This window comes from Olivibacter sp. XZL3, assembly GCF_004368405.1.
GTDB lineage: Bacteria > Bacteroidota > Bacteroidia > Sphingobacteriales > Sphingobacteriaceae > Olivibacter.
The window spans coordinates 197,255-213,083 of sequence record NZ_SBJH01000010.1 but is presented as its reverse complement, the minus strand read 5'-3'; the positions used below and the strand labels follow the sequence as shown (position 1 = coordinate 213,083).

The 15,829-nt window shown below is 46.5% G+C and carries 9 protein-coding genes and 1 tRNA gene; 4 read left to right on the top strand and 6 right to left on the bottom strand.

The genetic code is table 11. The annotated features are described in order from the left end of the window. Nucleotides 1-11: 11 nt before the first annotated feature. From EPX21_RS04620 to EPX21_RS04610, 3 genes are read right to left on the bottom strand one after another with little or no spacing between them, the layout of a single operon-like run. Complete coding sequence (locus tag EPX21_RS04620) at nucleotides 12-848, bottom strand: hypothetical protein (protein ID WP_134088497.1); 837 nt, start codon at nucleotides 846-848, stop codon at nucleotides 12-14. Between the two features lie 17 nt (nucleotides 849-865). After that, nucleotides 866-2,557 (bottom strand): RagB/SusD family nutrient uptake outer membrane protein, encoded by a 1,692-nt coding sequence (locus EPX21_RS04615; protein ID WP_134088496.1) that lies wholly within the window; start codon nucleotides 2,555-2,557, stop codon nucleotides 866-868. A gap of 11 nt (nucleotides 2,558-2,568) precedes the next feature. Then, the gene (locus tag EPX21_RS04610; RefSeq protein WP_134088495.1) at nucleotides 2,569-5,799 is read right to left on the bottom strand and encodes a TonB-dependent receptor; all 3,231 of its coding nucleotides are present in this window, start codon (nucleotides 5,797-5,799) and stop codon (nucleotides 2,569-2,571) included. Between the two features lie 413 nt (nucleotides 5,800-6,212). On the opposite strand from EPX21_RS04610, the gene EPX21_RS04605 reads away from it, so the two are divergent. From EPX21_RS04605 to EPX21_RS04595, 3 genes are all read left to right on the top strand, one after another. Further along, nucleotides 6,213-7,610, top strand: a complete 1,398-nt coding sequence (locus tag EPX21_RS04605; RefSeq protein WP_134088494.1) for an MFS transporter — start codon at nucleotides 6,213-6,215, stop codon at nucleotides 7,608-7,610. 4 nt (nucleotides 7,611-7,614) lie between these two features. Next, complete coding sequence (locus tag EPX21_RS04600; RefSeq protein WP_134088493.1) at nucleotides 7,615-8,778, top strand: AGE family epimerase/isomerase; 1,164 nt, start codon at nucleotides 7,615-7,617, stop codon at nucleotides 8,776-8,778. Between the two features lie 211 nt (nucleotides 8,779-8,989). Then, a complete protein-coding gene (locus tag EPX21_RS04595) occupies nucleotides 8,990-9,439 on the top strand; it encodes an SRPBCC family protein (RefSeq protein ID WP_134088492.1) in 450 nt (149 codons plus the stop codon). A gap of 128 nt (nucleotides 9,440-9,567) precedes the next feature. On the opposite strand, the gene EPX21_RS04590 is transcribed toward EPX21_RS04595, so the two are convergent. Both EPX21_RS04590 and EPX21_RS04585 read right to left on the bottom strand, forming a co-directional pair. Beyond that, nucleotides 9,568-11,961 (bottom strand): ABC transporter permease, encoded by a 2,394-nt coding sequence (locus tag EPX21_RS04590; RefSeq protein ID WP_134088491.1) that lies wholly within the window; start codon nucleotides 11,959-11,961, stop codon nucleotides 9,568-9,570. A 214-nt stretch (nucleotides 11,962-12,175) separates the two neighbouring features. Beyond that, nucleotides 12,176-13,825, bottom strand: a complete 1,650-nt coding sequence (locus EPX21_RS04585) for an alpha/beta hydrolase-fold protein (RefSeq protein WP_134088490.1) — start codon at nucleotides 13,823-13,825, stop codon at nucleotides 12,176-12,178. 219 nt (nucleotides 13,826-14,044) lie between these two features. Here EPX21_RS04585 and EPX21_RS04580 point away from each other — a divergent pair, with 219 nt between their 5' ends. Continuing rightward, complete coding sequence (locus EPX21_RS04580) at nucleotides 14,045-15,475, top strand: RtcB family protein (protein WP_134088489.1); 1,431 nt, start codon at nucleotides 14,045-14,047, stop codon at nucleotides 15,473-15,475. 113 nt (nucleotides 15,476-15,588) lie between these two features. On the opposite strand, the gene EPX21_RS22590 is transcribed toward EPX21_RS04580, so the two are convergent. Continuing rightward, nucleotides 15,589-15,659: transfer RNA gene (locus EPX21_RS22590), tRNA-Cys, on the bottom strand. Nucleotides 15,660-15,829 lie beyond the last annotated feature (170 nt).

The following is a 15,829-nucleotide window of genomic DNA, read 5'->3' as shown; positions in this document are numbered from 1 at the left end:
ACACGTGCATGCTATTCGCTTGCTCTAAACATCCAAAACCAAGCAGTTCCTCCCGCGCCGGCGCCCGGTTCGGGGTAGCTGAGGGCCATACTTCCGTCGTCAAGCAGCAGGATGTCATATTCATATACGGGGGCACCTCCCTCATTGGGTGATTTGCCGCAAAGAACAGTCGCCCCTTTGAGCGTGAGCTTGCCTTTAGCCCATACCGTGCCGTCATCCTGCGTGATCGTCTTGGTCATATCAAAGGTGAAAGTACCGGTTTCAGTAGAACCGTCCGATTTGACTTTGGTAAACGTTGCCCCGCGGATGGAAAAAATCATCTTCGCTCCTGCCCCCTCGTTGGGCGCTTGGTCATCGATATCGGCGATCTGCAGTGTCCACCAAGCGGGCGATGCATTTGTTATATACCCACCATTGCCCCATACCGCGGGTTGAGTATCATCCCATACCCATTCTTTTTCCGAGCCACCGGTTAAGTAACCCCACTCCAAGGGTACGTCAAAATATAGCTCATCGACATTTACGTTGAGCGTTTTAACGACCTCTGTTCCGTCCGGATTTCGGCCGGTGAAGGTAATTTCGTTCTGCCCGGTAACCACTAATAAGGCGGTATCGGTCTTTTTTGAAGAGGTTCCTACGCCGAAATCCCACGACGATAATACCGGGCTCCTGTTGTCAAGCACCACTTTATTGGTGTTTTTTCCATCAATTACGATGGGTGTTGCGCTGATATCAAGCTGTTCGGCCGTAATAGCACCGCCTATACCGAGTCGATCTTCCATGGGATCGCATCCGATGAATGGGAGGCCTGCAATTAATACGATTATATATGCAATAAAACGTTTCATAATGTTAAATTTTGTGGTTACCATCCTGGAAATTCCGCCTCTGGTGTACCCCAACCTCTATTTTGGGTCATCACACCTTCCGACAATTGTATTTGAGACTCGGGCAGCGGCCAGAATCCGCCGGTGGCTTCATACCTCGCCCGATAACCGCCTCCGAAGGCTCTCATTCTTGTATCGACGCCTTTGTTTTTGATGTCAACGCCTTCTTGGGCGGCCAAAGCATTCGCTGCATCACCCCAGCGCATCAAATCGAAATAGCGAAGTCCTTCGAAAGCCAGCTCCCAACGGCGCTCTCTTTTTAGGGCGTCCAGGGAATAGGAAACCGTAGGGAGATTGACCCGCGCGCGTACACGATTGAGATTGGTTGCATCTTCCTTCAGCTCGGCATGCATTAACAGCACATCCGCAAAGCGAATAAGTATGAGATCTTGCATATGGCTCCGCTGCATATCGTCAATAGCGTTGTCTTTTAATACCGCATAGGAATTAATTAAGGTGCCGTTGCTGTAAGCCCGGATGGGGATGTATTTTTTTTGCCAAAAGCCGGTTTCTTCCATTTGGGCATCAGCGCCGTATATGTAATCGGCTACACCAGTTTCTACATTTAAAATGGAGCCGGTACGCCGGATGTCGTTAGGCTCAGCCTGTCGCCAGGCATTCCATAAACCGGTGTTTACAGGACCTGCCCCCCAGCCCGCACCAAAAGGAAAAGTGGCTGCACCGCCGTTATTAGATCGGAGGCCGAAATGCAATACATATTGATTGGAATATCCTAATTGGTAGTCGGTACCCCAATCCACCGAAATGCCAAACTTAACAGCGAAGACGGTTTCTTTATTGCCGTCGCCTTCCCATTTGAGGTTGTTATTTTTTGCATAATCATAATCCAACGCAGTATACTCATTGGTATAGGGCCATAGATTGCGGAAATCGCTCACTAAATCGTGCCCACTGTTATTGATACAATCTTCCAACCAGCTTATCACTTGACTTTTTTCAATGGCATTCCCATTAGCCACTGGCAGAGAGGTTTTTTGGTAATAACCGGTATAGAATAAAAATACGCGGGCCATTAAGGCTTCGGCCGCCCACCTTGTGGCGTGGCCGGCCACGGTATTGGTGTAGGCTGTGTTAGGCATCAGATTTATCGCCTCTTGTAGATCAAAAGCGATTTGCGCATAGGTTTCATCCGCCGGTGCCTTGGGTAAATTTTGTGCTTCGAGGCTAATGACCAAGGGGACTTCGCCGAACATTTGCGACAGCTCGAAATAGAATAGGGCCCGAAGAAAATAGGCCTCGCCCTTTAGCTGATTTTTCTGAGCTTCGCTCTCCCAACCTTCGATATTATCAAAATTGGCCAGCGCCGTATTTGCTCTATAAATTCCCTGATAGCGGGCGGTCCAATAGGTTTCGAAGCGACTAGGCTTGGTGTTCATCAAATGATCAAGTCCTTGCATATCTTTGTCATTCTCGCCCCCTCCTCCAAAGCGATCGTCGGAAGCGAGCTCTGCCGCATAAAAGTGGGTGTTTTGCGGATTAGAAATTGCCTGACTTAAGGTGGAGTAAATCCCCGTGATCATCTGGTTGGCATCGGCTACCGTCTGTGGAAAGTTTCCCGTGTTTTTCTTGGTATAATCTTCAGAATCTAAAAATTTCTCGCAGCCTGTAAGTGAAATCATCATCGCTGCAATATATAATAGCTTTTTCATGGTCGTTCGTGTTAGAATTTAAGGTTTAAACCAATCAGGTAAGTTCGCGGACTTGGGTAAAAGCCCAGATCAATACCTGACACCCAAGACTGATCAAATCCATAACCGATCTCAGGATCCATGCCTGAGTATCCCGTGAAGGTGTATAGGTTTTGCGCGGTAACATACAGTCTGGCCTGCGCAAAGGGCATTTTAGGGAACCAGGATTTTAGGTCGTAACCGAACGTGATGTTCTGAATTTTTACGTAATCACCGTCTTCTATGTATATATCTGAAATGTATTGGCTGTTGGTGTGACTACCCATAGTTAAGCGTGGGTATCGATTCGATGTGCCTTCCCCATGCCAGCGCTGAAAAACTTCGGTTGTATAGTTTTGCAAAGGACTGTCGGCAAAGGAACGATATGATTTTGCGATCTGGTGTCCAAATGCCGCGGTTGCAGTGACGGAAAGATCGAAACCTTTGTAGCCGACATTCAGATTTAAACCACCGGTAAAATCGGGATGTGGGTTACCGATCATGGTTCTGTCTGCATTGGTAATCGCTCCGTCGCCGTTCGTGTCAACAAAAATCACATCGCCCGGCTGCGCGGTTGACAGCACCCCTAAACCGCGGTTCCTATAGTCTTCTATCTGCTGCACGTTCTGAAAAATACCGTCCGTTTTGTAACCGTAAAAATAGCCGATTGGATAACCAACCTGTGCGCGATACATTTCGGTTGTTCCTTGGCTAAGCACGTTTTCTGCGCCATGGATAATGCCTTCGGCATTTGCTATACGCAACACCTTATTTTTATTGTAGGCACCATTCAGGCTGATGCCATAGCGAAAATCGTTGATCGTTTCGTTCCAGGTTAGACCTAATTCAATACCACTATTTTCAACATCTCCCCCATTGATAAAGGGCGCATTTGTTCCGTAAATGGCAAGCGTTGGCGCGGCAACCAGCCAATCTTTAGTGGTCTTTTTATACCAATCGAAGGTCCAGCCGAGGCGACCGCCTGCAAATTGAGCGTCAAAACCGATGTCGAGCTGTTCGGAGGTCTCCCAGGTAATATCGGGATTGGGTAGGATATTTGGATAGGCGCCGGTTTGCAAAGAGCCTTTATTGTTACCAAAGTAATAACCGTTTTGGGTATCAAAGGCCACCGTTGCCAGGTACTGCCAGCCGTCTATATTCTGATTACCATTCTGCCCCCAGCTCGCCCGTAGTTTTAAAAAGTCTAACCAACCTTTGCTGCCCTGCATAAAGGACTCGTTGCTTATTACCCATCCTGCCGCCACAGAAGGAAAATATCCCCAGCGGTTATTGCTGGCAAAGTTGGACGAACCATCGGCCCTTAAGATCAGGGTAGCCATATAGGTCTCGTTGTAGTTATAGTTTAATCGGCCAAAGAAAGAGGCGAGCGAGCCCTCTCCCCACGGTGCGCCGGACAAAATAGTGACTCCCTCGGCAACTCCCTTGGTATTCGTAATCCAGGCATTTTTCCAAGATCCCGGAAATATGGAGTTGGAATTAGTAGCGCTTAGATCGGAACCCATACCCCATTTTTCAATAGACTGGCCAAGTACCGCATCAAAATTATGTCCTTCACCCAACTCCCAAAGATAAGAAAGGGTGTTCTGCAAGGTGATGTTATTACCGCTACCTTGGCTTTGTTGTACATCGTCTTGCGGGTTGGTGTTTGTTGTCGACAATGTAAAAGCCGGGGTATATTGGCGGTAAGAGGAGGCTGTCATCTTATAACCGAAAGTGCTTCTAAAACGTAGGTTTTGGATGGGCTGTATCTCTAAAGAGGCATTGGCAAAGAGCGAATGATTGTGGCTGATATTTTGTCCACGTCTGTACACCATGTCTGCAATCGGGTTGGCTGTCGCGCCATCTAAGGCCCAGCCATCGGCCGTTTTGCTCGCTTGGTCGTAAAACGCTCCTGCATCGTTGTAAACAGGCATTAAAGGGTTTCCTACTAACATGTTGTGAATATCATTCCAGTAAATATCGCCGATGCCAATCCCTGATTTTTCATTATAGGAGTAGGTTAGGTTTTCGCCCAGTGTAATGATATTGAAATCGTCGTTCTTTAATAAGATATGCTCGGAATTAATCCGGAAGTTATGCCGCGTAAAATTCGGTTGAACCGGTTTACCGAGAATACCATCCTGATCGGAAAAAGAATAGCCTAAGGTGAATTTAGACTGCTCATTGCCGCCATTGAGGTTGATGGCATGATTCTGTGTTAAAGCATGCTCATTGCGGATTTCTTTGAGCCAGTTTGTTCCGTTCCAGGTGCCATCCACAATTTGTTGATATTGTTTGGGAATGAGATTTGCCCAATCGTATGGAGCTTGCCCTTCATTGAAGCGGATCTCGTTCTGGATGGTCATATATTCCTGCGCATTCAGCAGCGACGGTATTTTATATGGATTTTGCCAGCCCACAAAAGCGTCATAACTCAGGGCCAACTTTCCGGCCTTGCCTTGCTTGGTAGTAACGAGCACCACGCCGTTGGCGGCACGCGAACCGTAGATCGCCGCTGAGGCAGCATCTTTCAAAATGTCGACCGATTCAATATCCGAGGGGTTAAGTGTATTGATATCGCCTCCCGGGATGCCATCAATGACGTAAAGCGGAGACGAGTCTCCTATCGTCCCTAAACCGCGCACCGTCACTTTAAAGCCCTCCCCCGGCATGCCGGATCCCTGCGTGATTTGAACGCCGGGCGATTGGCTCTGCAGCGCGGTCATTACATTGGAAGTACTGAGTTTTTGTAGATCTTCTCCCTTTACCTGCACCGAAGCTCCGGTTGTTAACTTCTTCTTTTGGGTACCGTATCCGATAATCACCAGTTCATCCAAACTGTTAACGGCATCTTCCAAAGTAACGTCTAAAGTGACTTGACCGCCAACGCTGACGCTTTGACTGAGGTAACCGAGATAAGAAAAAATTAAGGTCGCATTCGCATCGCCAACCTCCATGCTGTACCTGCCGTTCGTATCGGTGGTTGTACCTCTGGACGATCCGGACTCTTTTACACTCACGCCGGGCAAAGGCTCGCCTTTGTTGTTGGTAACTCTACCGTTAATGGTTCTTTGCACACTTATTCCACGTTCATCATGCAGCTTCATTGGCATCGCTGCATGGGAATGAGGCGCAATCGGAAACAGTGCAAGCGACGTTACAGCCCACTTCAAAGCAAAGCATAGCGAAGCTCTCCCCCCTTTTTTGTAAATTTTAGATTCCATTTAGATTTAAGATTAGGATAAAAGGATAATTGCTTATAATTCTGCAAGCAAATGTAAGGCTTTGTTTTTCTTCTAGTATGTATAATCTTAACAATAACCGATACTTATTTAACATGTCCTTTCATCTTAAAACAAGGAGATTTAATAGGAGCTTAAACAGCTCCCTTCCCACCTACGAGCACGTTATCGGAGGAAATGGCTAAAAATTAACCGCTCCGGACATTTGATTAAGATCCGTTTATATATATCATAAATAGCAAAAATAATATTGGCGCAACAAGTTTTATCAGCAGGCGCCCACACCAAATGTCGCGTTAGTTTACCTGCTATACTTTCTGTATATTTAACCGATTTAAACAACACTTAAACGCTATTGTCGACAAAAACAGTTCGCTGTTAGAGACGCATAAACGATGAACAGAAAATCAAGTATAAACCTAAAAGAATGCATCGGCTACGGTTTGGGAGACGCCGCCTCTTCTATGTTTTGGAAATTATTCGGCTCTTACCTCTTGATCTTTTATACGGACATTTTCGGACTGGAAGCCGCCGCAGTAGGGACGATGTTTTTGGTTACCCGGATATGGGATTCTTTTTTCGACCCGATCGTAGGGATTGTGGCCGACAGAACCCGGACGCAATGGGGAAAATTTAGGCCTTACCTTCTTTTTTTAGCGATTCCTATAGCGATTATCGGCATATTCACTTTCTATACACCTCCGTTAAGTCCACCAGCGAAACTCCTTTATGCTTATATTACCTATTCATTAATGATGATGGTATATTCGGCAATTAACGTGCCTTATGCCTCTCTTTTAGGCGTAATGAGCCCTTATCCGGCCGACCGCAACAACTTATCTACCTATCGCATGGCCTTCGCCTATCTGGGCAGCTTCTTGGCATTGCTGCTTTTTATTCCTTTGGTTAATTATTTCAGCAAGAACAGCAAACTAATTATCGATCAACAATACGGTTGGGTGGCGGCCGTTGCCGTTATTGCTGTACTTAGCAGTATGCTTTTTTTGGGATGTTTTAAACTCACACGCGAGCGGGTTAAGCCCAAAGGAAATGATCATTCTTCGCTCAAAAAAGACCTGCGCGACTTGAGTCATAATAAGCCTTGGTGGATTTTATTGGGTGCAGGCATTTGCACTTTGATTTTTAATTCCATAAGGGATGGTGCCACCGTTTATTATTTTAAATATTATGTCAATGAAGAGCAATTGGGTGCTGTTCACGTTTTTAACATCCCTTTTATTCTAAGTGGATTATATTTGGCGGTAGGACAATTATCTAATATAATAGGGGTTATGCTGGCGGCTCCAGTAAGTAACCGTATAGGAAAAAAGAATACCTATATGTTGGTGATGGCTATTGCAACCGTGTTCAGTGTGCTGTTTTTTTGGCTAGAACGGGGTGATTTATGGGTGATCTTCTTCTTACAGATAGTGATAAGCATTTGTGCAGGGTGTGTATTTCCTTTGTTATGGTCGATGTACGCCGACTGCGCAGATTATTCCGAATGGAAAACGGGGCATCGGGCAACGGGTTTGATTTTTAGCTCTTCTTCTATGAGCCAAAAGATCGGCTGGGCCATTGGAAGTGCTTTAACGGGATGGTTGCTGACTTATTTCGGCTTCCAGGCCAATCAAGTGCAAAATGCAGAAACCATCCGCGGCATAAAGCTATTTTTAAGCTTTCTACCTGCCGCGGGTGCCTTTCTATCTATCTTCTTGATATACTATTACCCGCTGACGAAAGGCAAGCTGCTACAGATTACGGCCGAATTGGAAATCAAACGAAATCAATAAATGAATGGAAGGGTTTAAAGCGGAAGCAAGCCGTATACTCGCTTTTTGGAGCGAACGGATGATAGATCATCAGTATGGCGGCTTTTATGGCAGAATAGATGGGGAGAATGAGCTGCATCCGGATGCTAATAAAGGCGCAGTACTGAATTGCCGGATTTTATGGACTTTTGCAGCGGCGTATCGGACTTTCGGAAGTCCGACTTACTTACAGGTTGCCGAACGCGCCTTTCATTATATGCTGAATTATTTTGTCGATAAAACTTATGGCGGCTTGTATTGGGAACTGGATGCAAAAGGCGAGGTCTCAGAAACAAAAAAACAGATTTATGCCCAGGCTTTTGCGATCTACGGACTGACGGAATTTTACTTGGCAACTTCCAATGCGAAGGCGCTGAAACTGGCCATCGATCTTTTCCGTTTACTTGAAAACTATAAGGATGCCCATCATGGAGGTTATTTTGAAGCTTTTCGTCGAGATTGGCAGCCTTTGTCCGATATGCGTTTAAGCCCTAAAGATGCCAACGAAAAAAAATCAATGAACACGCACTTGCATGTTTTGGAGGCTTATACAAATCTTTATCGTATATGGAAAGATGAACGGCTACAAAGGGCATTGCGAGACCTCCTCGTTATTTTCGAAAATAAAATAGTTAACCCAACCTCTTCTCATCTTAATTTGTTTTTTGATGAAACCTGGGCGGTAAAATCTACCAGCATTTCTTATGGACACGACGTCGAAAGCGCCTGGCTGCTGCTTGAAGCGGCAGCAGCATTGGATGAACCTGCTTTGAAAGAGCAAATACGGGTTTTAGCCCTGAACGTGGCCGCTGCTGCTCAAGAGGGCCTACAGAACGACGGGAGTATGATCTATGAGAAAACTTACACGGAGATTGATACGGACAGACATTGGTGGGTTCAAGCGGAAGCGGTAGTGGGTTTTATGTATATTTATTGGACTACCCATGATGCCCGTTACCTTGGCTTTGCTGAAAATTTATGGGCTTATATTCAAAGCCATTTAATCGATTATGCGTCGGGCGAGTGGTTTTGGAGTGTGAACTATAAGGGACAACCCAATAGAGACGACGATAAGGCTGGCTTCTGGAAGTGCCCTTATCATAACGGACGTATGTGCCTGGAAATGATCAACAACTTCGAATTTGAATAATGTATACCGCCTCTTCAATACTTATTTTCGTGCAGCTGTAAAAACGTTCTGCCCCCTTAAACTGTCGCATCCACCCCTCTTCGAGATGAAATTTTGTTATGACCTTTGTTAAATCGAAATTGATATCGATATGCAAGAGGTGGAGCAGCAAGCACCTAAAAAACGGGCGGACCGAAAAGCCAGATGAGTAGGAACAACAAAAAAACAGCAGATTATGTCGAATAAAGTTTCATTGCACCGAGTTGTTAAAGCGTCTCCTGAAAAAGTCTACCGCGCTTTTACTGATGCTTTAGCGATCGCATCGTGGTTGCCACCTTATGGTTTCCTTTGTACCGTACATGATATGAATGTACAGGTCGGCGGCACCTTTAAAATGTCATTCCAGAATTTTACCACCGGAAATAGTCACTCGTTCGGAGGAGAGTATTTAGAGGTGAAGCCAAACGAATCCCTGAAATACTCGGACAAGTTTGACGATCCCAATCTGCCCGGCGTTATGACAACAACCGTAAGGCTTACTCAAACATCGGTAGGTACGGAATTGAACATATTGCAGGACGGAATACCGGCCGTCATACCTGTAGAAATGTGTTACCTAGGCTGGCAGGAATCACTGGATAAGCTGATCAAATTAGTAGAGCCTGAAATTCCGGATGCCTAGTTGCTCTCCATTCCATTGGATTCCGAACAGGTAAAATGTTTTATATCTGGCCCTTGCCTCCCGCACCTATCGCTGGGAAAAAGACCGGATTAAGCATACCCTTACATGAGCTAAGGCATGACATAGTATCACTCGTCCCTCAGACTGTTCACTGGGTCGGCCACGGCCGCCCGTATCGCCTGCCAGCTTACGGTTGCCAGTGCGATGAAGCTAGCTGTCAAGCCCGCCAGCCCGAACATCCACCACTCCATATCAATACGGTAGGCAAAATTTTCCAGCCATTTGCTGAAAGCCCAGTATGCCAAAGGACAGGCAATGAGGAATGCGACCAATACTAATTTGACAAAGTCGATACTTAGTAAACGAACCAGGGATGGTACCGTGGCACCGAGCACCTTGCGCACACCTATTTCTTTGGTCCGCTTTTCTGCCGTAAATGCTGCCAAGCCAAACAATCCCAAACAACCTACCAATACTGCGAGCGCCGAAAAAGCCAGGAGCACCGATGCCGTTTGCCGATCGGCCAAATAGAGACTTTTCAGATGGCTATCTAAGAAGGTATAGTCGAAAGGTGCATTTGGCACTACCTGCTTAAATGCCTCTTCATATTGGATAAGCGTGTTCCGCAGATCGCCCGTAGAGAAACGCACCATTAGGTACCGAAGTGCTTCGGGCACGTTTGTAAAAGCGTATGCGCCCATGGGATTGTGCAGCGAGGAATAATTGAAGTTATCCACAACGCCAACGACATAGGTATGGTCTCCCATCCCTATCAAGGGCTTTTTCCCGATGGCTTCTTCTGGTGTTAAACCAAGATAGTCAACCGCGTATTTGTTAAGTACCACCTCGAAAATCCATCCGCCATTTTCTGTCGTATCGCTGTTTACACGCTCCTTAACCATCCTTCCGGCCAGCAGCTTCAGCTGCAGTACGTTTTCAATGTCGCCATCCACTCGACTCGTGTACAAATTAGCACCCTGCTTATCTGCTTCGTCTTTACGAATGAAATGACCACTCTCACCTTTTCCCGGAAACGCTTGAGACAACACCATGCTCTGGGTGGAGGCTAATGCACCTATCTGGTTTCGCAGGGCATCTATTTCCTGCTCATTTTTCAGCGAACTCAGACCGATTGCAATGACATTCTCCGGATTATAACCGAGTTTACGGTGGCTTAGAAAGTCCATCTGCCGGTGCATGATAACAACACCTACAATGAGGACAATACTGGCGGTAAACTGCAATACAACGAGCGAGCGACGGAAAAGCGCCGATCCGGTACGCACCGTCTTCCCTTTCTGGAGGGCTTCCAGCGGCGTATAAGAGGAGAGAATAATTGCTGGGTAAAGGCCCGAAAACAGCGTGAGCGAAAGCCACAATATCGGCAAACCTACCCAAAACACAGGATGTGATAGTGTACCGTAAACCAAATTCTTGCCGGATAGCGCGTTGAATATGGGTATACCCAAAACGGTCAGCGCCAAGCCGAAGCTAATGGCGATAAGCGTCAATACGGCTGTTTCGACGTAAAACTTCCCCAACAAAACTTTCCTGCTAGCGCCGAGGGTCTTACTTACTCCTACTTCTTTACTGCGCTGCTGTGCACGTGCAGTCGCGAGATTCATATAATTGATAGCCGCCATCAACAGCAAGGCAATGGCTAAATACGTCAATTGCCGAAGTTGTGCGGCATCACCCTTCCGGTCGCTATAACTATTAATTCCGGTGGAATTTAAATGCACTTCACTCAACGGCTGAAGTGACAGATCATAATAAGTGCCCTCGGCGCCGACGTGCTCCTCGATCATCTTAGGAAGGTAAGCCTCCAGTTTAAGGCGATCGTCGGCATCTTTCAACATCACCCAGGTTTCGAAGCTGGCATTGTCCCAAGTCATTTTTTTCGAAAAATGCGAGGTACTGAAAGAGGCAATCAGTTCCGCATCAAAGGTACTGGTAGCCGACAAATCTGCATAGACTCCCGTTACTTTCAATGTGGTGTTTCTATCTAATTCTACGGTTTTATTGACAGGATTTTTATCGCCAAAATACTGTTTCGCTTTGGTTTGGGACAGCACAATGGTATTGGGTTCGTTCAGTGCTGTTTTCCGACTGCCATGGATAAATTGGAAATCAAATATATCCAGAATGCCCGGATCGGCCCAATATAAGCGGCTTTCAATATAAGCGTCATGTCCAACGGTAATATTTGCGTTATCACCGAAGCCATTTAACAACGTACGGGCAGCTAAAACTACCTCTGGTCTGTTGCGCTGCACTGTCGGTCCGACAGCGTTGGGCACACCGGCCCATACCATATTGCTTCCTTCATATTTTATATGTGCAAGGAAGCGGAAGATTTTTTCCCGATTAGGAAAAGCGTCATACGAGCGCTCCTGAATGATAAAGAGCGAAAGTAACAAGGCTACGCCAAGGCCGACAGCCAATCCGAAAATATTCAATGCGCTGAACATTTTACTGTTCCATAAATTGCGCCATGCGGTTTTGAAGTAGTTTTTTATCATGGGTATCGTGGGTGTCTTCGAAAACTGTTAAAGACCGTCTAAATACTTTGGTCTATTATTGTCAATGACGGATTCCAAAAAAGTTGCCAAAGAAACAAAACACTGATAATCAAAGAACTGACACTTTGATCTTTTCAACCGGTGTTCGTATTCGAACACCGGTTTGTCCGTACTCGTACACCTTCCTTATTGTTATGCCGACGTGTAGCTTTCTTCATCGAAATCGGTGATCTTCTTTAAGAGCATCCTCGAAAGAAGGGATCGCGGTGCCCATATGATCGGTATGCTTGTATTCTTTGGTCTTGATTTCCATCCCGCCACCTTTAGTCGGCATCACTTTTAATTGATTGAAAAGGCCGGTTGTATCATCCGCCAATTCTTCTTCACCCATAGTTAAATACAACTTTTTATAAAGTTTTTTTTTCGGCGGCGTTTTTTCCATTTGCTGCCTCAATTGCCTCACAATATATCCGTCCCGATAGCTAATGGATGGGCTGGCTGCCACATAGTTGGTCAACTCCGAGAGCCGATCGGCTTCCTCCTCGAGCTGACGGGCAAAGGCGTATAACACAAAATACCCCCCGAATGAATGCCCCATTATGGTGCCCGCATTACGTTGTGTTCGATAGCCGCTGTCTATATGCGGCAGCAGTTCATCATTTATAAAGCGATAGAATCGTGCCGCACCACCACTAGTGGCGAAACTATCAGCAGGAAGTGCGTTCGGAAAGGTATAATCGCGTACGCGAAGCGAATCCATCACGTATGCATTTTCATAGCCAATACCTACTAGGATTGGCTGTATTGAATTCGGAACTTTGTTTTTGCGTTTAATAACTGCCTCTTTCATGGCGTCGAAATAGGCATTTCCATCAAGAAGCAATAGCAGGGGGTACCGACTGCTGGTGTCTCTGGTGTAACCTTCAGGTAGATGCAAAAAGATACTATACGCCGTATTCGTCACGGCCGACGGTAATATAAAGGTGGGTTCGGACGCAACATCTTCCTCGGCCTGTACAGGCGCTGCTCTGTCTATTACTCCACTTAGGTTAAGACAATAATGATGAGGCGGTGTGCTCCAGGAACCCAGGCTGCTGCGACGATAGAAACTTTTTGAACTGCCTCCCAGCTTTACCTCATAACTGATCGGTTGGAATTTCGCGGGCTGATCGGGTAAAAACTCCAAGGTTACTACGACGTCACCAGACAGCTGAATATGTTCTTTGGACAAATCGAAGGACAACCAACCTTTTTTAATTGCTTTGCGCTGCACGATGCTTTTTTCGACGATGCGTTCAGCCGGCTTACCATCTCGGTATCCATAAAAATTTATCCGAAAGATAGCGCTGTCTGGTCGGGATTCGAGCAAATAAAGATTCACGGTATTGATTTTTACGGGATGAGCTCCGAGTTTGATAAGCTGCCCAATCTCAAAGCTATCGTCTTTATTGAACATGCCGTCTGCAAAGTGCATCAGCAGCCCCCGCCGCTTTATACCGAATCGCCGCTCTTCCGACTGGCGCGCAGCCACTTCCACCTCATCCAATTCTATACTCTTCTTTTCTAATGCAATGATTTGTTGGCCCCCTGATTCTAAATTCTTGATTGGAATATTGCTGTTTTTATAGCCCACCAACGAAAAACTAAGCGTATCGGCTTCATGTCCTGGCGGGATAAGCAGTAAAAAGACACCCGTCTGGTCCGCAAGCGTGCCTATATTTTTATCTCGAATACCGACATTGACATAGGCCAATGGTTTCTTATGCTGTGAATCGATCACACGGCCGGTAAACCGGACTTGCGACCATAAACCGAATGGAAAGCCGACAGCTAAAAGCAAGCAGAACAAGGAAATACGTTTCATTCTATAAAATTGCTTATTCTGCAGCAACTTTATAAAAATTTAACAGCTTTTAACGACTTGATCGCCATGGCCTACTTCGCTTACACGATATTAAGTGTGGTTATCGGTTATTCGCCAAGCAAGCACCCTAACGCTAAAGAAACAATAACCTGAAGAAAACGGTTAAGATGACAAGGAACATGGTGAATAGTAAAAAGAGAAGTGTTAAACTGATTACAGATGAGTACAACAAACGAACGCATCAGCAGCGAAGAACTGCTCGCCATCGGTTATATGCCCGGACGTGCTTTTGGCATCGCATTACGAACGGCCGACCAGAATATGCAAATAGAGAAAAAGACACTACTAGCGCAATTAACGGATGTGCTGGCAACGCCGAAGGAGTATATTGGGCATACTGTATATGGTAAGCTTGCCGGGGCATTAATAGAAGAGGCGAATATGCAGGGCGATGTCTCTATTCCTTTGCGACAACAAACGGACAGCTACGCTATTTACGGCGCTGAACAAATTGAGGAAGGTGCGCGTAAGCAAATGGACATCGCCATGCAATTGCCCGTGACGGTTGCCGGCGCACTGATGCCCGATGCCCACCAAGGCTATGGTTTGCCGATTGGCGGCGTGCTTGCCGTGGAAAACGCCGTGATTCCTTACGGTGTAGGGGTAGATATTGGCTGCCGGATGGCGTTATCCATTTACGATATCCCGGAAGCTTTCTTTACGGAACATCAGGCAAAATTTAAAAGAGAGTTAATTGCGCAGACTCGCTTTGGAGCGGGACAGGGCTTTAAGCAATCCGAACGTGCCGACCACGCTGTATTAAGCGACCCTGCATTTGACTTATCGCCTTTTATTTCAGGCCTGAAAGATAAAGCATGGGCGCAGCTCGGCACATCTGGAGGCGGCAATCACTTTGCCGAATTTGGCATCATCGAATTTCTACAAGCTGATAAAGCATTAGGTGTTCCGGCCGGAAAATATTTGGCACTCCTCTCCCACTCCGGTTCACGGGGCTTCGGCGCGACCATAGCTGGTCACTTTACGAAACTGGCAAAAGAGTTGTGCCGACTGCCGCAGGAGGCAAGTAATTTGGCGTACCTCGGTCTGGACACCGAGGCAGGCCAAGCCTACTGGCAAGCGATGAATTTAGCCGGCGACTATGCCTCGGCTAATCACGAAGTCATCCATCATAAGATGGCCACGGCCCTCGGTTCAACGGTACTGGCCCGCGTAGAAAATCACCATAATTTTGCTTGGAAAGAAACATGGAATGGCCGTGAAGTGGTGGTACACCGAAAGGGCGCTACACCGGCTGGAGAAGGCGTAATGGGCATCATTCCAGGTTCGATGACAGCCCCGGGCTTTCTGGTACGCGGCAAGGGTGAGGCTGACTCTATCAACTCGGCGGCACATGGCGCCGGTCGGCAAATGAGCCGCACGCAAGCAATCAAAACAATCAGTCGCGCAGACATGCAAGCAGTGTTGAACGCCCATGGAGTCACATTGGTAGGTGCCGGGCGCGACGAAGCCCCTATGGCCTATAAAGACATCCACGAAGTGATGGCGGCACAGCAAGATCTGGTGGATATTGTGGCAACGTTCACGCCAAAGATGGTCCGCATGGCGGATGACGGTAGCAGAGAAGACTGATGCAGTTTCTTTGCATTCCGGAAATAACTGATGTTTTTAAAATGTAAGCCTGTATTTCTGCTTCGGCAGAAATACAGGCTTAATCAAAATCAGGAAAGAGTCAGTTCAATAGGAGGTCGGAAGTGGATTCGAACCACTGTGGGATCTCTTGCGGAGCTCTGCCTAACCGCTCGGCCATCCGACCTTTTGTTATAGTACAAAGTTAATCAGGATTAGATAGTGTTGTATACACAATCCAAGCACAATAAAATGTATATTTTATAGGGTGAAAATTGAAAATAGTATATCGCTGTTCGATACCGAACAAAAAAGTGTCCGTTTACGGACAATAGAAAAACCGATTCCCTTTGTTAA